The organism is Ornithinibacillus massiliensis, assembly GCF_018310345.1.
GTDB classification, from domain to species: Bacteria; Bacillota; Bacilli; order Bacillales; family Amphibacillaceae; genus Ornithinibacillus; species Ornithinibacillus massiliensis.
Genome location: NZ_JAGXBY010000002.1, coordinates 306,780 through 328,333, shown reverse-complemented (window position 1 = coordinate 328,333; position 21,554 = coordinate 306,780). Strand labels below are relative to the sequence as shown.

The 21,554-nt window shown below is 36.1% G+C and carries 26 protein-coding genes; all 26 read right to left on the bottom strand.

Going from position 1 to position 21,554, the window contains the following annotated elements:
• Positions 1–2: 2 nt before the first annotated feature.
• The 26 genes from qcrB to KGF86_RS05710 all read right to left on the bottom strand — a co-directional run bounded on the left by qcrB (position 3) and on the right by KGF86_RS05710 (position 21,490).
• Positions 3–677, bottom strand: a complete 675-nt coding sequence (gene qcrB, locus KGF86_RS05835) for a menaquinol-cytochrome c reductase cytochrome b subunit (RefSeq protein WP_186869778.1) — start codon at positions 675–677, stop codon at positions 3–5.
• A gap of 6 nt (positions 678–683) precedes the next feature.
• Positions 684–1,196: a QcrA and Rieske domain-containing protein gene (locus tag KGF86_RS05830; RefSeq protein ID WP_186869779.1), complete on the bottom strand. Its 513-nt coding sequence runs from the start codon at positions 1,194–1,196 to the stop codon at positions 684–686.
• A 138-nt stretch (positions 1,197–1,334) separates the two neighbouring features.
• On the bottom strand, positions 1,335–1,793 hold the full coding sequence (locus KGF86_RS05825; protein WP_186869780.1) for a DUF2487 family protein: 459 nt from the start codon (positions 1,791–1,793) through the stop codon (positions 1,335–1,337).
• A gap of 88 nt (positions 1,794–1,881) precedes the next feature.
• The gene (locus KGF86_RS05820; RefSeq protein WP_186869781.1) at positions 1,882–2,457 is read right to left on the bottom strand and encodes a ReoY family proteolytic degradation factor; all 576 of its coding nucleotides are present in this window, start codon (positions 2,455–2,457) and stop codon (positions 1,882–1,884) included.
• Positions 2,458–2,487: 30 nt separating this feature from the next.
• Positions 2,488–3,735: a tetratricopeptide repeat protein gene (locus tag KGF86_RS05815; RefSeq protein WP_343221429.1), complete on the bottom strand. Its 1,248-nt coding sequence runs from the start codon at positions 3,733–3,735 to the stop codon at positions 2,488–2,490.
• Between the two features lie 87 nt (positions 3,736–3,822).
• Complete coding sequence (aroB, locus tag KGF86_RS05810; protein WP_186869782.1) at positions 3,823–4,899, bottom strand: 3-dehydroquinate synthase; 1,077 nt, start codon at positions 4,897–4,899, stop codon at positions 3,823–3,825.
• On the bottom strand, positions 4,899–6,065 hold the full coding sequence (aroC, locus tag KGF86_RS05805; RefSeq protein WP_186869783.1) for a chorismate synthase: 1,167 nt from the start codon (positions 6,063–6,065) through the stop codon (positions 4,899–4,901). The genes aroB and aroC overlap by 1 nt, the downstream gene beginning before the upstream one ends.
• A gap of 102 nt (positions 6,066–6,167) precedes the next feature.
• Positions 6,168–6,944, bottom strand: coding sequence for a CheR family methyltransferase (locus KGF86_RS05800; protein ID WP_211741342.1), 777 nt, complete (start codon positions 6,942–6,944; stop codon positions 6,168–6,170).
• 88 nt (positions 6,945–7,032) lie between these two features.
• A complete protein-coding gene (ndk, locus tag KGF86_RS05795; RefSeq protein ID WP_186869785.1) occupies positions 7,033–7,479 on the bottom strand; it encodes a nucleoside-diphosphate kinase in 447 nt (148 codons plus the stop codon).
• An 84-nt stretch (positions 7,480–7,563) separates the two neighbouring features.
• Positions 7,564–8,535: a heptaprenyl diphosphate synthase component II gene (gene hepT, locus KGF86_RS05790; protein ID WP_186869786.1), complete on the bottom strand. Its 972-nt coding sequence runs from the start codon at positions 8,533–8,535 to the stop codon at positions 7,564–7,566.
• Positions 8,536–8,570: 35 nt separating this feature from the next.
• Positions 8,571–9,278, bottom strand: coding sequence for a demethylmenaquinone methyltransferase (gene menG / locus KGF86_RS05785; protein ID WP_425516475.1), 708 nt, complete (start codon positions 9,276–9,278; stop codon positions 8,571–8,573).
• Positions 9,278–9,988, bottom strand: a complete 711-nt coding sequence (locus KGF86_RS05780; protein WP_186869787.1) for a heptaprenyl diphosphate synthase component 1 — start codon at positions 9,986–9,988, stop codon at positions 9,278–9,280. Before KGF86_RS05780 ends, menG begins: the two co-directional genes overlap by 1 nt.
• 127 nt (positions 9,989–10,115) lie before the next feature.
• A complete protein-coding gene (mtrB, locus tag KGF86_RS05775) occupies positions 10,116–10,331 on the bottom strand; it encodes a trp RNA-binding attenuation protein MtrB (protein WP_186869788.1) in 216 nt (71 codons plus the stop codon).
• A gap of 104 nt (positions 10,332–10,435) precedes the next feature.
• Positions 10,436–10,708 carry an HU family DNA-binding protein gene (locus KGF86_RS05770; RefSeq protein WP_010095921.1) on the bottom strand — a complete coding sequence of 91 codons (273 nt, stop codon included), beginning with the start codon at positions 10,706–10,708 and terminating at the stop codon, positions 10,436–10,438.
• 342 nt (positions 10,709–11,050) lie between these two features.
• On the bottom strand, positions 11,051–12,529 hold the full coding sequence (gene spoIVA, locus KGF86_RS05765; RefSeq protein WP_186869789.1) for a stage IV sporulation protein A: 1,479 nt from the start codon (positions 12,527–12,529) through the stop codon (positions 11,051–11,053).
• A gap of 341 nt (positions 12,530–12,870) precedes the next feature.
• The gene (locus tag KGF86_RS05760; RefSeq protein ID WP_186869790.1) at positions 12,871–13,593 is read right to left on the bottom strand and encodes a hypothetical protein; all 723 of its coding nucleotides are present in this window, start codon (positions 13,591–13,593) and stop codon (positions 12,871–12,873) included.
• 18 nt (positions 13,594–13,611) lie between these two features.
• Positions 13,612–13,809, bottom strand: a complete 198-nt coding sequence (locus tag KGF86_RS05755; RefSeq protein ID WP_186869791.1) for a DUF2768 domain-containing protein — start codon at positions 13,807–13,809, stop codon at positions 13,612–13,614.
• A gap of 245 nt (positions 13,810–14,054) precedes the next feature.
• Positions 14,055–14,315, bottom strand: coding sequence for a stage VI sporulation protein F (locus KGF86_RS05750; RefSeq protein ID WP_186869792.1), 261 nt, complete (start codon positions 14,313–14,315; stop codon positions 14,055–14,057).
• Positions 14,316–14,375: 60 nt separating this feature from the next.
• Positions 14,376–15,413, bottom strand: coding sequence for an NAD(P)H-dependent glycerol-3-phosphate dehydrogenase (locus KGF86_RS05745; protein WP_186869960.1), 1,038 nt, complete (start codon positions 15,411–15,413; stop codon positions 14,376–14,378).
• A 15-nt stretch (positions 15,414–15,428) separates the two neighbouring features.
• A complete protein-coding gene (gene der, locus KGF86_RS05740) occupies positions 15,429–16,739 on the bottom strand; it encodes a ribosome biogenesis GTPase Der (RefSeq protein ID WP_186869793.1) in 1,311 nt (436 codons plus the stop codon).
• Between the two features lie 196 nt (positions 16,740–16,935).
• Positions 16,936–17,121 (bottom strand): capping complex subunit for YIEGIA, encoded by a 186-nt coding sequence (locus KGF86_RS05735; RefSeq protein WP_186869794.1) that lies wholly within the window; start codon positions 17,119–17,121, stop codon positions 16,936–16,938.
• 1 nt (position 17,122) lies between these two features.
• Complete coding sequence (locus KGF86_RS05730) at positions 17,123–18,010, bottom strand: YIEGIA family protein (protein WP_211741341.1); 888 nt, start codon at positions 18,008–18,010, stop codon at positions 17,123–17,125.
• A gap of 9 nt (positions 18,011–18,019) precedes the next feature.
• Positions 18,020–18,604, bottom strand: a complete 585-nt coding sequence (locus KGF86_RS05725; protein ID WP_186869796.1) for a YphA family membrane protein — start codon at positions 18,602–18,604, stop codon at positions 18,020–18,022.
• A 247-nt stretch (positions 18,605–18,851) separates the two neighbouring features.
• Positions 18,852–19,976 carry a 30S ribosomal protein S1 gene (gene rpsA, locus KGF86_RS05720; protein ID WP_186869797.1) on the bottom strand — a complete coding sequence of 375 codons (1,125 nt, stop codon included), beginning with the start codon at positions 19,974–19,976 and terminating at the stop codon, positions 18,852–18,854.
• Positions 19,977–20,113: 137 nt separating this feature from the next.
• Positions 20,114–20,788, bottom strand: coding sequence for a (d)CMP kinase (gene cmk, locus KGF86_RS05715; RefSeq protein WP_186869798.1), 675 nt, complete (start codon positions 20,786–20,788; stop codon positions 20,114–20,116).
• Positions 20,789–20,827: 39 nt separating this feature from the next.
• Positions 20,828–21,490 carry a flagellar brake protein gene (locus tag KGF86_RS05710; protein ID WP_186869799.1) on the bottom strand — a complete coding sequence of 221 codons (663 nt, stop codon included), beginning with the start codon at positions 21,488–21,490 and terminating at the stop codon, positions 20,828–20,830.
• Positions 21,491–21,554: the final 64 nt, after the last annotated feature.

Below are 21,554 nucleotides of genomic sequence, written 5' to 3'. Positions count from 1 at the left end.
TTTTATAGTGGTCCAGAAATACCTTGTCTACGGATTAAGATAAAGTGAGCTCCCATAAGCGCAAATAATGCAGCTGGTAGGAAGAATACATGAATCGCAAAGAAACGAGTCAATGTTTGAGCTCCTACAATTTCTTCATCACCCGCAAGTAATGCTTTTAGATCGCCACCTATGAGTGGTACTTGTTCGGCCATCTCTAATCCTACTTGTGTAGCAAAGTATGCTTTGTTATCCCAAGGTAATAGATATCCTGTGAATCCTAAACCTAGCATAACAAAGAAGATAAGTACCCCTACCATCCAGTTTAATTCACGAGGTTTTTTATATGCTCCTTGGAAGAACACCCTTAAAGTATGTAATAAAAGCATTACGATAACGACACTAGCACCCCAGTGGTGCATGCCACGTACAATTTGACCATGTGCAACTTCAGTTTGTAAGTAATATACAGATCTCCAAGCGTTTTCAATATCTGGTACGTAATACATCGTTAAGAACATACCTGATAAAATTTGAATAACAACCACGAAGAATGTTAAACCACCAAAACAATATACAAATGCAGAAAAATGATGGGCAGGGTTAACATGTTCTGGTACTTCATGGTCTGCAATATCCCGCCAGATTGGCGTAATATCAATACGCTCATCGATCCAGTCATAAATCTTTTGTAGCATAAATAATTACGCCTCCTTTCTAGATATTGCTTTACCTAAGTATAGCATTCCATTTTCCACTTTTTGTTCATACAAAGGTAATGGCGCTGTCGGTGGTGTTCCTGGAACGTTCACACCATCCTTGGTGTAGCGACCATCATGACATGGGCAAAAGAATTGGTCCGGAAAACTTTCATTTCCCTCCCATGATACAACACAGCCTAGGTGTGTACATATTGGGGAAAGTGCTACAATGTTTCCGCTATCATCTTTATAAACCCACGCAGTTCTTGTTGGTTGTGACTCATACCATCCATCTACTTGTTCAATTTGCCAATCGACACGTTGAGGTGTTGTTGTAATATCTTCAACAGCAAGACCGACGTTTACATAGTCACCATCACTTGGTGGCTGTAAAACTGGGTCAATCGCCATTCTGAGCATAGGTGCAAGCAAACCAGCAGCCATAAATCCTCCAACACCTGTTAGTGTATAATTCAGAAATTGACGACGGGACACTTGTTGCTTTTCTTCGCTCATGATTTTCCCCCCTCTTCACAATAATCACGGACAATAATTTTAATCATATTACTAGGACATTATCATGATAGCGCAAACTTACTGCTCGGTCAATACATATCCATCTATGTTCTGAAAGATTTCATAATTTTATTACGTTTACCAATAACTGCGTATAAGATCGATGACATCTGGAACTTGTCCCCTAATTAGTTGCAGCATATTAGCGGAATTTGTCTCATCAACCTGAACTCCAGGAACCCATAAGAGATTAGCCTCTAAATTTTTTTCATAACGCTTCCAACTAGCATCAAAGGTTAAGATGAACACATGCTCAAACGGTTGTTTCTTAATTTCTTCACACCACTCATTTAGTCGCTTCGCTTCTTGTTCCTTATTACCAAATTCTAAATAATAATAGTTAGGAATTAAAAGAACTCTACCCGACAGCTCTTTTTCAATTTCCGTCGCAAAGATAGATAAGCTCTCTCTTTTGGAAGTACTTTTTCCAAATGATGCTTCTTGTGATACTTGGAACGGAATTATTGGAATGATAGCAGTATCAATATATTCTTTTGAGCCAACATAGAGCTCCATATCCTTTTTTGTCCATTGCATGTATGTAGCCACCTTTTTTAGTATTTACTAAATTTAATATTTTTATGATTCCCAAGTTAATATACTGGTGCAAACAAAAAAAATCAACCTATTGCTCTTGCAAAGTAGGTTGACTAAGCATTTTCAATTCAAGGATTCTAAGTTCCTTCACTAATTTGTTGAATTGGTCTTTATCTTGTTCATCTAAGCTCCGATCAATTTTCTCTAACAACTGTTTCTTTCGAAACTCAAATAGTGAGTGTTCCAGCAGTAACTTGGCATTATCTTTGTCTTGCTGGGTAATTAAATATTCATCCGGAACAAAAGGATTTTCTTCTAATACGGAAGCATATAGATGATTTTGATTTGACTGATTAAAATTTAATTGAATATATAATGACTCATGTTGATTGAGACGAATATCGTGAAATGCCTTTTCAGCGTCTGTGGTTACTAAATGATTTTTGTAAAAGCGGAATGGGACTTCTTTGGAACATTGACTGGTAATAATAACACTTCTTACACAAAATTTAGCGTCATGAACAAAGTGAACATTTTCTAATATTTCTTGATGATTAATTAAGTAGTTCAGAATCCATACACTTTCCCGTTTTTTTAATTGATAATTATTGAGGAACCATTGTAAAAACTTCTTTTTATCCTTTACTGAAACAGGTGCTTGCATAGCGTTTATTACCTCCTCCCCTTCACCATATTACATTTGCTTCAAACGATTAACGTATTCCATGATTTCATCGTCCTGTGGGTCTTGCTCTAAATAGGTAGTGAATACCTTAATCGCCTCTAAAGATTTCCCTTCTTCAACTAAGAAGTATCCGTATTCTTTTAAGAAGTCATTATCATGTTGTAAGCTATTATATGCTTCCTTGTAGTGATTTAATGCATCATTATAGGATTCAATTTTAATATAGGCACGTGCAATTTCCCAGTCATATAAAGGATCGTCACCACCATATTCTTTGACCATACGAATTAACTCGATAATTTCTTCCGGCTTGGCCTTCAATTTTAACAGTTCTATTAAAAACAGAACTGCTTCCTTATAATCCATATCGAGATTAACTGCTTCTCGAATGTGTTTTTCACTTTCCACATCTAAATTACATTTATGAGCCAAGGTCCCCGCTAAGTAGTATAGTTCCTTATTAAACTCATCTAATTTTAGACCCTTTAATGTCGTCTCGTAAGCATCATTTAGTAACTCCTCGTCCTCATAAGCCTTCGCTAACTGCATATAAGCAGTATGGTAATAAGGATCTTCTTCAATTAACTCCTCCCATACATGAATAGCAATATCCTTACGATCTGCTTGATATGCTGTAACCCCATATTTAAATAACACATCTGGATTTTTGCTATCTGTTTTTTCGTAATAGGTTAATGCAACCTCATACTCTCCAACGTTGGCATAAGATTCTGCTAATCTTTCATGAATTGGGATATCGTGCACATCGGATTTTAAGGCTTTTTCATAAAAGGTGATGGCTCGCTTGAAATCTCCGAAAGAATAATAGAGCTCTCCTAAACCTAAATCAATGATTGGCTCAGACGGATTTAACTCTTTCGCTTGTAGAAGCTTTTGCTCTGCTACCTCAAATAACCCTTGGGATTGATAAAGATCTGCAAGTGCTACTAAAGCTTGCAAATAAGCGTCATCTCCTTTTGGAATAGAGTTAAGTAGGTCTATAGCCTTTTCATCATTATCTTGTTCGATATAAATATCCGTGAGGTATAATTTTAATTCACTTTCTTCTGGATAGTTTATAAGTAATCTAGACAGAATCTCTTCAGCTTCCACTAAAAATCCCCAATGCAAATAAAATTCCGCATACCAATATAGCTCTTCATCAGATGCTTTTGTCATTTGCTTACGTATAAGCTTTAGCGCCTCGTCTACCTTATCCATCTCCATTAAGTTGTTTGCTTTTACAATAATATTCACTTTAAAATCCCTTCCATCTACCGTTAAGTTATCTCTACTAAAAAACTAGATTACGGTGGTGATTATTTACAATCACCATGACTGTTTTTATCCATTTATTATTTCTCTCTCTACAAATGATGTTAAATAATTCTTTAGTTTGTTTTCTTCTACAATATGGGTAACGGGGTCTCCAATTTTATTTAATAATACCATCTGGATTTGATTATGCTCTGTTTTTTTATCACGTTTCATTAAATCGATTAATTCGTCTATTCTATCCGTATTCACCAAAAATGGATATTCATTTCGTTTTAACCAATCTCTGAGCTCTTGTATCGGCAATACTGCTTGTAATTCTTGTTCACTTACGTAAAATGCAAATAGTAGTCCAATTGCCACTGCCTCACCATGGGTTAGTACACCATACCCTAAATCGGCTTCTATTGCATGACCTAATGTATGCCCGAGATTTAAAAACTTCCGCACCCCTGATTCTCTTTCATCCTGTTGAACGATTTCTGCTTTAATTTTAATTCCCATTTCTAGAAACTGTTCTAAATCAGCTGGGGTAATCCTATCTAAATGCTGCGATAAGAGCTTGTTCCATAATCCACTATCGGAAAGCATAGCTTCTTTTATTAGCTCAGCATACCCTGATCGAATTTCTTTTGGTGGTAGAGTTTGTAATGTATCCGTATCATATAGTACTAGTACAGGTGGATAAAAACTACCAATCAAATTCTTTCCTTTATCATGATTGATAGCAACTTTCCCTCCAACACTACTGTCATGCGCTAGTAATGTAGTAGGTACTTGAATAAAATCAATTCCGCGCATATAGGTTGCTGCTACAAATCCCGCTAAATCTCCTATTACCCCTCCACCTAAAGCAATAATGAGAGATTGACGATCTAAGCCATATTCAATTGCTTTCGTATGAAGGTTATAAAATGTTTCAATATTTTTCGATTGCTCCCCTGCATCGACAATTTCTATAAAGATGTTCTTTTGATTTAGTCCATCGTGAATGTCTTGAGCATATAGTTTTCCAACATTAGAATCTGTAATAATAAGAATCGACGAATAATTCTTATCCAGCTGGTCCTTGATATGATGGCGTATATGGTTACCAATTACAATATCATAGGATTGAATGGTTGAACGCACATGAATGTTTTTCATTAGAATCTCCTTATTTCTTCACGATAGTTTTCTACTGCTTCTTTTAATTTATAGAAGTTATCACGCGGAAATTGCTCCAGCATCGCTTTTGCTAACTCAAATGCTACCACATGCTCCATTACTACTGCGGCTGCAGGTACTGCGCAAGCATCAGAGCGCTCCACACTAGCTTGAAAAGGTTGCTTTGTTTCCATGTCAATGCTTTGTAGTGGCTTCATTAAGGTAGGAATCGGCTTCATAACACCTTTAACTACAATGGGCATTCCAGTTGTCATTCCACCTTCAAATCCCCCAAGATTATTCGAGTTTCTGTAATACCCCTTTTCCTGATTCCAATTGATTTCGTCATGAACCTCACTACCATTTCTTCTTGCGGCTTCAAAACCGATTCCAAATTCAACTCCTTTGTATGCATTGATACTGACTACCGCTCCTGCAATACGTGAATCTAGCTTTCGGTCATAATGTACATAGGAACCGACACCAGCAGGCATCCCTTCTACATAAACCTCTGTAACACCTCCTAAGGTATCACCATTCTTTTTAGCCAAATCTATTCTCTCCATCATTTGTTGCTCGACATTCTTATCTATCGTTCTTACTGGAGAAGCTTCCGAAATCCGCTGTCTTTCTTCCATTGATACGTTAGGCATATCTTCTGCTTGAATTCCGCCTATTTCTTTTACATACCCACACACACTAATCCCAAGTTGTTTTAGCATTGTTTTCGCAACGGCACCAGCAGCCACTCTTGCTGCAGTCTCCCGAGCAGAGGAGCGCTCTAATACGTTACGAATATCACGATGTCCATATTTTAATGCCCCGTTTAAATCTGCATGACCCGGCCTAGGTCTTGTTACTACTCGCCTTAACGTCACATCCTTATCTAACGGATCCTCCCCCATAATATCGGTCCAATGCTTATAATCATCATTGTTTATCACTAGTGAAATAGGAGATCCTAGTGTATAACCATGGCGAACACCACTTGTAATCTCAACTAAATCTTTCTCTATTTGCATCCGTTTACCCCGTCCATAACCTTTTTGTCTACGAAGTAACGACTCATTTATCTGATCTTTTTGTAAAGGCATTTGTGCAGGAATACCTTCTATGATTGTTGTCAATTGTTTTCCATGTGATTCACCTGCAGTTAAATAACGCATGCTTTACCTCCTTGTTTTACTTATCCTATTATCTAGTATAAACTAATAGGTCCTTATAATAGAAAAAAATGCTCCCTATCATCTGATATGAGCATTTGATAATTAATTTAATTTTTGATAAAAGAAAGTATCCAATAATTGCAGATTATACTTGTTTGGACTAAATATTTGTTCGGTACTACCAACAAATAGAACGCCATTAGTTGTAAGTGATTCAGAAAAGTTATGATAGATTTTATCCTTAGCGGTATCCGTAAAATATATTAGTACATTTCTACATATAATTAAATCAACTTGCTCAGGATAGTCATCCTCTAATAGATTGTGCTTCTTAAACGTAATTTGACGCTTAATAGAAGGGTCTACTTCATATGTGTTATCACGATACGTAAAGTACTTTTTCTTTAATTCTTCCGGTAATTCCTTAAGCGCCTGTTCAGCATAAACACCTTGTTTGGCTCTTTCTAGTACCTTTTCATCAATATCGGTTGCTAGGATTTTAGCATTTACATTAGGGAAGAATTCTTTTAGTAAAATGGCTATACTATAAGACTCTTCTCCTGTAGAACAAGCTGCACTCCAAACGAACAATGATTTATTATTTGTTTGGAGTGTTGGTATGACGGTATCACGCAATACTTCCCATCGCTTAGGATTTCGGTAGAATTCCGATACGTTTATGGTAATTCTATCGATAAATTCATTAAGTAATCCTTTGTCTTGATGAATCGCGTCAAAATAGGACATAAAATCCTGGTAACCTCTTTTATCACGTAATGAGGTTAATCTTCGCTTCATCTGTGCTTCTTTATACTGCTTTAGATCAATTCGAAACTTAGCATACACTTTCTCTATAAATAGTTGATAATCATCCCTCATAGCCTCTGCGCCTCTTTTTGCTTATGTATGTATACTTGCTTATCTAGTAAAATGCCTCCATTAAAGAAACGGAGGCATTTTGTTTAACTTAATAAATCCAATTACTATCTTGTTTTGAATATGAAATTAATTCATTTTGATTGAAGAATAAATTAATTTCTCTCTCAGCGCTTTCTGGTGAGTCAGAACCATGAATGACGTTCTTACCTACTGTCACCCCAAAGTCACCTCTTACTGTACCAGGTAAAGCTTCAGCTGGGTTCGTTTTACCCATCATTTCACGAGCTGTACTAATGACTTTTTCACCTTCCCATACCATTGCAAAAACTGGTCCAGAAGTAATGAATTCTACTAGTTCTCCGAAGAAAGGTCTTTCTTTGTGCTCTCCATAATGCTCACTCGCTAGCTCCTCAGAGATTTGCATTAATTTTGCACCTACTAATTTAAAGCCTTTTCTCTCAAATCGGTTTACAATTTCGCCTACTAAATTTCGTTGTACCCCATCTGGTTTAACCATTAAAAAAGTTTTCTCCATGTTTACACCTCATTTAAAGTATGTCATTAGGAATTATGTAACCGTTTAAATTCTATCAAACTTTTATAAAAATAACAATATTTACTATTGCTTTCTTTTTCCTATATATTTGGCAATTTGTTCAAGGGTTATCTTTGCCTTATTATGAGGGAAACCATTCAATGCACGAAACGCCTTTTTTAAGTAACGTTCGCTTAGCTGGTAAGACATGTCAATTGCATCCGTTTCTTTTAGTCTGCTAATGATGCATTCCATCTTTTCTTTAGAAACCTCATCCGGATTTGCGAAGGTTTCTCTAACTAACCGATTAAAGTTCTCATCACGCATAGCATAAAGAACTGGTAACGTGACATTCCCTTGATACAAATCATTCCCAGATGGTTTACCTAATTCTTCAGCAGAAGAAGTAAAGTCAAGAATATCATCGATGATCTGATAGCTCATTCCAATATAATATCCATATTCATAAAGTTTCTTAACTTCACTAGGTGTAATTCCTGATGTCATCGCGCCAAGCTTACAGCTTAAAGCGAGGAGTAAGGCAGTCTTCCGCTTAATTCTTCTTAAATAAGATCGAATATTTTGATCCCAGTTGTACTTATCTTTGATTTGTTGAATTTCTCCTAAACTAACCTCGACTAATGCCTCTGCCAATGTTTTATGTAATTCTGCATTATCAATCTGTGTGATGGTTTCTAGAGCTCGAGCTAAAATGTAGTCACCAGTATACATGGCGACACGGTTACCATATTGTTTCTTAATTGTCGGCATCCCTCTTCTTAGCTCCGCGTCATCTATAACATCATCATGGACTAAGGTTGCCATATGGATTAGTTCCAATGAAACTGCCACTTTGGTTATTTGTTCGATACTAACCGTACCGAATTGACTTGATAACAAAACAAAGACAGGCCGAATACGCTTCCCTCCTGCCTTCAATAGCTGTGTAGATGCTTCTCGTAGTACGGGATGATTGGCCTGAATTGCCTCCATTAAGGATGATTCTATTACGTCGAGATCTTTCTTTAGGTAGGTATATGTTTTTGGTAATTTCATGTAATTCACCTTTTGTCTGTCAAAACTAATGATTTTTATTTAACACCCATGTGCATAGCTGCAACCCCACCGGTATAACTCTTCACCTGTACTGTCGAAAATCCAGCATCTAAAAACATTTGCTTTAATGTCTTTTTATCAGGGAAATTCCTAGTAGATTCATTTAACCATGCATATTCCTCGTAGCTCTTTGCAAAAATTCTACCAAATAATGGCATAATAAAACGGAAATAGAAGAAATATAGTTGTTTAAAACCAATCATCGTAGGCTGTGATGTTTCTAGACATGCTACAACACCACCTGGTTTTACAACTCGATACATTTCCTTGAGAACAGTCATATAATCCGGAACATTTCTTAACCCAAATCCAATCGTTACAAAATCAAAAGAATTATCCTCATATGGTAATTCCATTGCATTACCATGGACGAACTCTAGATTATCATAGTTTAGTTCTTCATTCTTCTCTTTTGCTACCGATAACATATTTTGGCTAAAATCTAGACCGATTACGTTTCCTTTACTACCTACTGCTTCAGCTAGTGAGAAAGACCAATCTCCAGTTCCACAACAAACATCTAATGCACTTGCTCCATTTGGAACATTCATTTGCTTCATGACATCTTTTCGCCAGGCTTTATGTCGCTGGAATGAGATGATAGAGTTCATCGTATCATACTTATCATATATTTTTTCAAACACATGATGTACGCGTTCTTCTTTTGATTTACCTTGCATCATTAATCCATCTCCAAAGCGGTATGTTGGTATACGATGGTGTGAAGTATTTTTACAAGATTTTGCTTATACCCATCTTCCACCTGTAAACCCTCTAGCATACCTTTTGTTTTGTTTACTTGAGCCTCAAGTACTGATTGCTTGTCTATTTCAACAAATATATCATTTGTATGTATCATATAGTTTAGTAATAATAATTCTGCCATAACTGGGAGCTCTTCTGTCACTCGAACATGATCAGCTATATATTTGATTAATGTTATCTGAATTTCTTTTTTGATATTTAAATAGTTCTCTATTGTATAGTCGTTAAGATAATATAATTCCATCTTTAATTCATTAATGTGTTTGATTGCTGTGGCAAGTACGGTTATATACTCACGTTCTTCTATTTCAGCGAGTAGATAATAATAAAGGCCACTATAGTAATCCCCAGCTAATATGGATAATTGGCTCTCAACATTAATTGATGGACCTTGTTCCCCTTTATAGTCCGGAATTTGCTCATGTATATCTAAAGCAATTTGTACAAGCATTGTCGTTATAATTAGCTGTTCTTTTACTTTTGGGGCTAATGTTGTTTTATTCAATATTTGTTGAAGAAAGTATAGTTTGTATTCATCAATTTCAGGGTTGTCAATATGTTGTAAAAGGAAAGAATGTCTTACTTTCTCTTTAATTTGCTGTTTTAAATGTTGTAATTCCCTCTCCATTGTATGCAAATTTATCACCTTAGCCCTTCAAGCCTTTTTGTTGCCTTAGTTATTATAACACATTTATCTATGTCAGGTAGTTCAAAAGTTGTAATATGTATGCTATATAACCTGTAACATATTTCCTTTAGTTATTCGTTATCTCGCCATGGCTTGTTTGGATAATAGCTTTACCTCTAACTTTTACCGCAGAAGTATGCTCGGTAAACTGAGCAATCATAATTTCTCCTTTATCCAGTTTCTCTGAATGGTGAAATTTTGTATCTGATCCTCTAGTTAATCCAATTACATTAACACCATCTTCAAGGGCTTTAATTACAAAAAAATCATTGTTATTATTCATACGATACACTCCTTCATATTTTACAATTAGTATAATCCCTTTAGGAAGTAATATGAAAAGAAAAAAGGGTGCGTATGAACGCACCCTTTAACCCTATGTACGTATTATTTTACGCTGTCTTTAAGGGCTTTACCTGGTTTGAAAGCAGGAACTTTGCTTGCAGGGATTTCGATTTCTTCTCCAGTTTGAGGGTTACGACCTTTACGTGCAGAACGCTCACGTACTTCGAAGTTACCGAAACCGATTAATTGTACTTTTTCACCTTTTTTAAGTGAATCCATGACAGCTTCGAAAACTGCATCAACAGCTTTTGTAGCATCTTTTTTAGAAAGTTCGCTTTTTTCAGCAACAGCATTTACTAAATCTGTTTTATTCATGACATTCACCTCCTCCCAAAAAAGATTTCGGGTCACATTGGTACAAATATTTCTCTCTCATCATTTGTTTACCAATTTACCAACTTTTATACTTAAATGCCCCTATATCAATAGGGACAACGCTAATAATAAACGAGATTTCTTTAAAATTCAACAAAAACCTATTATTTTTTCTTATTTTGTTTGATATTTTATAGATTAGCGGCTACTTCTATCCAAATATTGGTAATAAATCCCCTTCTTAAATGCCCTATGTAACATATTCGCTAGTTGCTCGCAAAATCCTTCTAAAATTTAAAAATAAACAAAAAAATAAACAGCAGCTAACTGCTGCTGTTTATTTTATAGGATTATCGCTATTAATCCTCCAGAGCCTTCATTAATAATTCGCTCTAGTGTTTCTTTTAGTTTATATCGAGCATTTTCAGGCATTAGTGAAATTTTAGCTTGAATGCCTTCTCTTACAATAGAACTTAGTGATCTACCAAATATATCAGATTCCCAAATCGATAATGGGTCTTCTTCAAAGTCTTGCATTAAGTATCTCACCAATTCTTCACTCTGTTTTTCCGTACCAATAATTGGCGCGAATTCGGACTCTACCTCTACTTTTATCATATGAATAGATGGTGCAACTGCCTTTAGTCTTACACCAAATCTTGACCCTTGGCGAATAATTTCAGGCTCGTCAAGCTCCATATCCTCTAGCGTCGGAGCAGCAATACCATATCCTGTCTGCTTAACCATTTGTAAAGCACTCGCAACTTGGTCATACTGTCTTTTCGCATAAGCAAAGTCTTGCATAAGCTCTAGCAAATGATCCTTACCTCTAATTTCAACACCGACAATTTCTTTTAATACTTGATCATATAAATAATCTGGAGCATGTAAATCAATTTCAGCTATTCCTTCTCCCATCTCCATGCCGGCTAGATTTGCTTTGTCAATATAATCATAGTCTGCGAAATCACCAACAATATGATCGACATCACGTAGTCTTCTAATATTTTTTACAGTAGATTGAATTGCTTCTTGATAGCTTTCACGTAACCAATGATCTTCCTTTAATACCATTACCCAGCTTGGAAGATTCACATTAACCTCAAGTACAGGGAACTCATATAACGCCTCACGAAGGACATTATATACGTCATGTTCTGTCATGGACTCGACACTCATCGCAAGTACCGGTATATCATATTTTTCAGACAGCTCTTGTCTAAGCAATTCGGTTTCACCACTTGTTGGATGAACTGAGTTAACTACCATAATGAATGGTTTCCCAACTTCTTTCAATTCTTCCACAACTTTAGACTCGGCCTCAACATAGCCTCCTCTTTCGATATCACCGATAGACCCGTCAGTTGTAATGACCACACCAATTGTAGAATGTTCCTGAATTACTTTTCTAGTTCCAATTTCAGCAGCATCATGAAATGGAATGGGTTCTTCATACCAAGGAGTATTGATCATTCTTGGTCCGTTCTCATCTTCAAATCCTTTCGCTCCTTCTACTGCATAACCAACACAATCTACTAGTCTAATATTTACATCTAGACCTTCCTCAACGGTTACATTTACTGCTTGATTCGGAATAAACTTTGGTTCAGTTGTCATAATAGTCTTTCCAGCTGCGCTTTGAGGTAGTTCATCTTGTGCCCTAACCTTCTCACTTTCATCTTCAATATTCGGAAGAACAACTAGCTCCATAAATTTCTTGATGAAAGTTGATTTTCCTGTTCGAACAGCTCCAACAATACCAAGGTATATATCGCCATTCGTACGTTTCGAAATATCTTTAAAAATGTCTACCTTTTTCAAACGATCCCCTCCCGATCACTACAATATTAAATGAACAAACTACGAATAATTGACATTACAATTCTATGATGTTGTCCTATCAAATTATGACTTAATATATGCAAAAGAATTAAAATAAATGATAAAGTTTCTTTAGACGAACCAGAATTATTCTAAGCCAATTACTAGATGTACGTATTAGGACAGTTCTAGGAGGCTCCCTACCTGACATTATTTAATTTAATAAATAAGCTTTTAAAGGATGCATTTATTCGTAGCTCGGTAATTTCAAATAACACCGGGTTATAGCAATAAAAAACCCCTGCAACAAATATATGCTGCAAGGGCGTATTTATGAAAATTTATTCCGTCATAAAAACAGGCTCATTGTCTTTAACTGTATAAGGTAAGGAATACACGGGTAAGAAAGGGGTGTTCTCCGCTAATAGAAAGCGAATATCCTCTCCTTCTTTATAGCTACTGTTATACTCTTTTAAAGCGTTATTTAAATCTATCCGATAATCAATATAGATATTACCATCCGTATCCATGACAATTGGTAATACAGCATCAGAATAAGGACTTTCTATTGTGGGTGGAGTCTCTAATCCTAATTTCTCATGATCAATAGTAAAGATGCCGTTTTCAACTACTTCACCAAAAGGTGGATATAGATTTTTATCACGATATAGATTAATTTTCAGATTAATACTTCTCAGTGCATCGGTGATACGTAAATCAATTAATTTTACTTCTGGATTGGTGTCTGGATTAATAATAGCATATTGGTATATTCCGCCATTCTCATAAGCGTTACCTGGCACCTCTGCTAGGCTACCTTGTTCTTTTAGCTGATTAAAATCAATGATATATTTTTCAAAAATAGGAGTTTCGTTTGGCTTTGTACGAATAGGTAATAATCCATTCGTTTTCTCCTGATAATCATTTAATGCAGATTGAACCATATCAAGCTGTGCCTGGTTTGGTGTTTGATTCTTTTCTAGTTGGCTACTAGGATATAAACAACCGCTTAAAATAAATAGTATTAGGAGCATCATTGCAATAATTTTATATGTATGTTTCATACATTAACCTCCATTAGCTTATATTGTTGGCCCACTAAAGACGATATAAAGTATTATGATACCTCCTAAAATTAGGCAAACATATGCTAAAAACGATACAATAATGGATAAAAACCCTTTCAGTTTATGTCTTGCTAATACAATTAGGCCGATAGCTATAATTAAAAGCCCCATACCCGCTAAAGATATCCACATATTCATCATTGATTGTGACATTTTTTCACCTCTATATCTGTTTGTCCGTTTACTGCAACCGTTATTATACCATACCGTGCCAAATAGAGCATGCATAATAGGGGAATCGAAGTGTGTTTTTCCATATAAAAAATCCAGGATAAAGAGGGGCTATCTTCATCCTGGCTTGACTAAATAATACCCACAGCAACTCTATCTATGAATGCTTGTGCGTTCTATTTTATGCGAGCTGACTCGAGGTTGTATCCTCACATGCCCAAGTCTCGTTACTTTTTAAATAACTGATTCAGCGAGTTAAGATCTCCAGGAACTTTATTATTCGTTATGGACTTAACAAGTTTATCTTCTTTTTCTCTCGAGATGGGTTTGTTCGCCATTTTCGCTAATTGCCGAACGAGCCTTCGAACGGTTTTCTCATCCGAAAAATCGGCGTTTTTAACTGAATCAGCAACTTTGTAGATTTCACTTGGACTAATACCCGCGCTTTGCTGAATTTTGTCAAAGGGATTGTTACTTTTATTGCTCACATGCTCGCCTCCTTGCTGCTATACTTCAACATAGTATATGCAAGGGAATTTATCAGTGTGTTAGCGAGCGTAACGGTTCTTTAACAATGTCGCTAAATCATCCATTTCTTCTCGTTTACTTCGATTCATTAATTGCTCCACAACTTCTTTAGGTTTCTTCTGATGGTGGATAATTTCATAAATACCATGAGTAATCGGCATTTCTATATCCTCTTGCTCTGCGAATTGGTACGCTGCTTCCGCAGTACGAACACCTTCCACTACCATACCCATTTGATTTAAAACCTCTTCTAAGCTTTTACCTTTTCCTAGGAGATTGCCTGCTCGCCAATTCCGACTATGAACACTTGTACAGGTTACAATAAGATCGCCAACACCTGGTAATCCCAAAAAGCTTAGAGGATTAGCACCTAAATATGTTCCTAGCCTCGTAATCTCAGCAAGTCCTCTTGTAATTAATGCTGCCTTAGCATTATCTCCATACCCCAGTCCATCTGAAATACCAGCACCTAGAGCAATAATGTTTTTTAGGGCACCACCTAATTCAATGCCAATTACATCATTACTTGTGTATACACGAAATACTTCATTAAAGAAAGTGTCCTGGGCAATTTTAGCTTGTTCTTCATTGATAGATGCAACCGTTACGGTTGTAGGTTGTCTAAGTCCAACCTCTTCCGCATGGCTAGGCCCTGATAAAACAACGATATCCTCGTATTTCACTTTATCCATCTCTTCGTCCATCATCTGGGATACGCGTTTCAGAGTACCTGGTTCAATCCCTTTTGTTGCATGAATTATGGTTGGGTTTCCTGTTAAAATAGTATTTAATTGTTGCGAAACCTCTCGTATAGCCTTTGTCGGTACAACTAACAAAATAACATCCGTATCTTGAATCGCTTCCTGCATATCAGCATAAGCTCTGATTCTCTCTGGGATCATAATTTCTAAATAATGTTCATTTTTATGCGTTGTGTTAATTTTATCTGCTTGTTCCTTACGGTGAGTCCATAACCTAACATCATGCCCATTATCAGCAAGAACGATACTCAATGCAGTACCCCAGCTACCTGCTCCTAAAACAGCTACTTTTTTCACCAAAAATCCCTCCCCCTAAGATCTTCTGCGAGCAATTATCTTTATCGGTGTTCCCACAAAACCAAATGCGTCACGGATTTTATTCTCCAAGAAACGTTGGTATGAAAAGTGCATAAGCTCTGGATCGTTCACAAAGACGACAAATGCAGGAGGCTTAGCAGCTACTTGTGTTGCATACAATACCTTCAAGCGCTGTCCTTTAACTGTCGGTGTTGGATTCATTGCAATGGCATCCATAATGACATCATTTAACACATTTGTCGGAATTCTTTTCGCGTGATTTTCACTTGCTACTTGAACCATTGGTAGTAACGTATGGATACGTTTCTTTGTTCTAGCAGATAAAAATACGACTGGTGCATAATCTAAGAATTGGAAATGAGCGCGAATTTTTTCCTCATATTCCTTCATTGTTTTCTCATCTGTTTCGACTGTATCCCATTTGTTCACTACAATTACAATTCCTCGTCCAGCATCATGTGCATAGCCAGCAATTTTTTTATCCTGTTCCCTAATACCCGTCTCAGCATCGATTAAAACTAGGACAACATCGGAACGTTCAATAGCTCTTAGTGCACGTAATACACTATATTTTTCTGTTGATTCATACACTTTCCCACGTTTTCTCATTCCGGCAGTGTCAATAATGACATAATCTTGTCCATCACGGTGTAAATGTGTATCAACCGCATCACGTGTAGTACCTTCTATATCACTTACGATTACACGTTCTTCATTCAGTAATGCATTGACTAAAGAAGACTTACCTACATTTGGTCTACCAATTAAACTAAAGTAGATGGTATCCTCATCTACCTCTTCTTGTTCAAATTGTGGAAAATGTCCAACCACTTCATCTAATAAATCTCCTAGTCCCAAACCATGGGCACCAGATATAGGGAACGGTTCACCGAAACCTAACGAATAGTACTCATAAATCTCGTCACGCATTTCTGGATTATCTATTTTATTTACTGCTAGAACAACTGGTTTATTCGACTTGAATAAAAGCTTAGCCACTTCTTCATCAGCAGCAGTGATCCCTTCTTTGGCATTTACAATGAAAATAATGACATCAGCTTCATCTATCGCAATTTCAGCTTGCTGACGCATTTGAATTAAAAGAGGTTCATCCCCAATTTCTATACCACCCGTATCAATTAGATTAAATTTCGTATTTAACCATTCCGCTTGGGAATAGATACGGTCTCTTGTTACCCCTGGTATGTCTTCTACAATTGATATTCTTTCACCTACTAATCGGTTAAAAATAGTAGATTTTCCAACATTTGGTCTCCCTACTATGGCTACTACAGCTTTCCTCATTGAAAGGAACATCCTCTCTCTATGTAAAATACATTTTTTAGTTTTTTTAATAGTCTAATGTAAAATTGGATTGATTTTTTACTTATACTTCGCGTAATTACGTTTATATTTGATACTATTCTAATCAACCTAACAAATAATACCACATATCATAACTTTATTCATTCTAGCAAAAGAAATTAATCTTAACAATATTTTAATGTTTTACAATGATAAAAACCTCGTCACTTAATGCATGTGCAATCCCATCTAATATGGCCTCTAAATTGGCAGCTGTTTTTTGTAATTCATCAAAATCCTGACAATTGAAAATCGGTGCTCCTCCCGCCACCTTCTCATTATTAGTTGTAATGATAGCCAAAATAGATTTTTCTATCACCATGCTAATGGACCTCCTTCTGTGTATTAGATTTTGAAGGCATTCGAATCGCCGTTTCCAATACAGGGACCGCACCGATTATTTGTATTGCTTTATCAACGTCTCTAATTTGCGGTAATATGAAAACACCAATTCTACCATCATCTAAATCTCGTTTAATAAGCGGCACTAATGCCGGTGTCCCGGAATCACGAAACACACCTAACGAAACCGATACATCATGTAATATTGCTTGTCTTTGGCCAAGATGAGCAATCGTATTCACCACATTTATATTTTTAGGCTTTAAAATAAAGCCCATACCATACTTGAGAATCTCCTTTTGCCTTTCCGGTAGACCTATATTCATAATATAGATATTATCTATATATAATCCAGCCCCTTCAAAATGTGGTTCCACATATTCGATTTGAACAAGATCTTTGATTGTACTTCCACTTTGCATGATTTTACTAATAATAAAACAAATAATCGCTCCAATAATAGCGGCATATATATTCCAAATAATATAAAATAACGTAGTAATAAAGGCTGTTAAAATAACTAAATAATTCCTGCTTTCAAACGAAATTGCGATCCCTTCTATATAAGCCTTTCCCCTAGAAACAAGCTCATGATCATCAATTTCACTTAGTGTATTCCGTTCCATGTTTCGTACCTCACGAAATTGTGTAGCGGCAACAGTTAAAAACGTAACCGCAGTAAAATCCATCTCCATCATCGCGGGTACTGCAACTGCACCAAGAGATGCTGCAATAAACCCTAATGAGACATGGATTATTTTTCCATGTAAATATGTTGGATATTGACGGTAATCCGTACGAAGCATGATTATCCTAGTAATTGTACCTAATACTACACCTAAAACAATAGGCATCATATACTCATTCATTTTGCCACCTCAAATGTTGTTCGTTTTATGGAGTAATAAAAACAGTTTATCTTTTCCTTGATGTATAGCTTCCATAAGGACAAGCAGGAATACCATAACAGAGAGTGTATCTAGAAAACGCAAACTACCAATAGATTGTATAATGGAATAATTATATAATAGAGCACTATATAAAAACTCACCGCTACAAATACCAATGACACTTATCGTAAACCTAGCATAAAGTTCCTTTGTTAACACCATTGCCAAGCATACACATAAAACAGGTATCATGATGATTCTTGGCATAAATAGCCATACTGGAGCATTTACTTCCCATATTAATAAACTTGTATAACCAATCATCATGGTAAATGCCGAAAAAAGGAGGATTCCTTTTCTATTTAATGTTGAAAGGAGGATAAAAGCTCCTAATATAAGGGTTAAATAGGACATAGATAACGCTATTGAATCAAAGGATAGATATAGATTTGAAAAACCGATAATCAGTAATATCCACATCGCATAAATAGTCCGTATTTTATTCTTGGGAACTATAAAGGTAAAAATCACCCAAAAGAACCAACCAAACCAGTAAAAAAAGATACCATCCATCAATCATCACCACCATTTTTAGTATTGCTTTGATGGGTTGTTTTTAAACAAGAAAGAGGATGTCTCCTATATTTGTCATAATAAAAAAGACCCAAACCAATAAAAATTAGTTCGGGTCTTATTTATCGAATTTAATACTACGACGTTATGTGGGTTCCTATTGAGCACAACAAGGGAAAACAGGCTCATAGAAATTATCATCACATATACTTTTAGTTGATATAAACCAAGTATTCCTTAAAGAATGTTATTGCTTAAATTTATTTAATTTATCTCCAATAAGGTCACCAAATTGGAAGCTAGATTGCTCTTCAACCTTTTCGTATTGTTTGTAGTCTTTTGCTTCTTCTTCAGCCTCTAATTCTCGAATACTTAATGACATTCTTTCTTCCGATTCATTAATATCTAGAACTTTCACCCTTACCTGCTGACCAACTTCTAATATCTCTTGTGGTGTACCAATGTGGCGATTGGCAATTTGTGAAATGTGCACTAGACCTTCTACACTTGGAAGTACTTCGATAAATGCTCCAAAATTAACTAAGCGTTTAACCGTTCCTTCTACTACTTGACCTGGTTTAATTTTACTTTCAATATCTGCCCATGGCCCAGGAAGAACTTTCTTTCTGGAAAGTGCAATACGTTCATTATCACGGTCAACGGAAAGTACTTCTACTTTCATTTTGTCCCCGACAGATACCACTTCTTCGGCATTATTGACATGATCATGTGATAGTTGAGAAATATGTACTAACCCATCAATACCACCGATATCAACAAACACACCAAAATCAGTAATGCGTTGTACTGTCCCCTCTATCACTTGTCCAACCTCTAAAGTTTGAATAATCTCAGACTTTTTATTTGCTAGTTCCTCTTCTACAACCGCACGGTGAGATAGGATAACTCGGTTTTGTTCCTTATCTAATTCGACGATTTTCACTGTTAGAATACGATCTTGGTATTCGGAAAAGTCTTCTACATAATGTGCTTCTACTAATGAAGCAGGGATAAAGCCACGTATGCCAATATCAGCAACTAGGCCGCCTTTTACAACTTCTTTTATTTGTACTTCAAACACTTCTCCTGATTGGAATTTTGTTTCTAGGTCACCCCAAGCCAATTCCTGGTCAACTACTTTCTTAGAAAGAACTACTCCATCATCCTCTATTTTCTTTATAGATAATGATAGCGTATCGCCTTCCTTCACAACCTCATTAGGCGTCTCGATATGTAGATTAGATAATTCACTAATGGGAATAATACCCTCCGTTTTATAACCAATATCAACAAGAACATGTTTATCTTCAATCTTCACAACCGTTCCTGTTACCTTATCCCCTACTTGTAAATTTAAATTTTCTTCGCTCATTCCAATTCCTCCTTAGCCAATACAACTATATAACAACATATTTTCAGAAAAAATCTTCCTTTTAATAACTTCTAATATTTGACTTTATTTGTCAAGCAAATATTACCTTCATGATAGTAGTTAGTATTTACCCTTGTTTATTTTAGGATTTTTTGGACCTGATGTAAGATTTGATCAGCGACATCCTGAATAGATAGTGAAGTTGTATCTATTTCCACAGCATCTTCCGCTTTTACTAGTGGTGAAGCCTCACGCTCCGAATCAATTAAATCGCGCTTCTCGATTTCTTTCTTCAATTGCTCCAAGTCAGATGGAAATCCTTTATTTATATTCTCTACATGTCTTCGTTTAGCCCGTTCCTCGACTGAGGCAATTAAGAAAATCTTAACCTCTGCATCTGGGATAACCTTCGTACCAATATCACGGCCGTCCATAACTACCCCACGCGCTTCTGCTAGTTGCTGTTGTCTCGCTACCATATCCTCTCGTACCTTCGGGTGCTGTGCAACATAGGACACATTATTCGTAACTTCACTTGTACGTATATCTAATGTTACATCTCGATCATCAAGTAAAACCCGTTGTCCTTCTTCACTCTGAACTAGTTTGATACTTGTTGTTTCAAGTATTTCCACTAGCTCCTGTTCATTATTTACATCAACAGAATTCTCTAGTGCCTTTAATGTTATCGCTCGATACATTGCACCTGTATCAATGTAAATATAGGATAATTTATTCGCAACAATTTTAGCTACTGTACTTTTTCCTGCTGCCGCAGGACCGTCAATCGCAATCGCAATTTTTTTTGTCATTACATTATTCATTCCTCTCATGGTCAATCCCTATGCTAGCTATTGAATTTCTTTTTGTCTTGCTTCTCGTTGCTTTTCAAAACAGTAACGAACAATACTCTGTTTATCCTGTTCACTGAGTGCATTTAATTTAATTGAGGCTATATTGGCAGTATGTTCTTGATGTATAATTCTTACAACCTCACCGGATAGTTCAAGATATGAATACTCCCCAGAATACATATGAAGAACCAAATATATCGTAACCTTCTCCTGTTCCATTATACTAGTTCCTTTAGGTATAATGACAGATATCCCACCGCCACTAATATCTACTGTCACCGTAGTAAAAGGAGGAAATTTCTCTTCTATACTATGAATGGCAACATCAGTAGCCGCTTCTACTCTTACATATTGCCTTCTTTGGATTCTCTCTACTTGGTCTTTTTCAGGTATTACAAGTGCCAGAGTGGGTATTTTTCCTCTTTGTTTATCTTTGACTTCAGTTTTGAATCGATAAACAGATTGGTCTTCCCCATTATACTCAGCATACATTATATCACCTATTTGAAATCCTGCATTCGTTCTTTTCGTTTGTATGTGAACTGGATAATCAACGTATAGATAGTTACTATTTTTGTCAACTATTTTACAACGATATTTCTCCATAGAGTTCGTTTTTATACTGAACGCCTCAATTGTTAAAAAAACCCCAATCTTCATGTTACTCCCCCACATTATCTATTCGATAAAACAATAGCTCTCCATTTATTATCACAAAAAAATA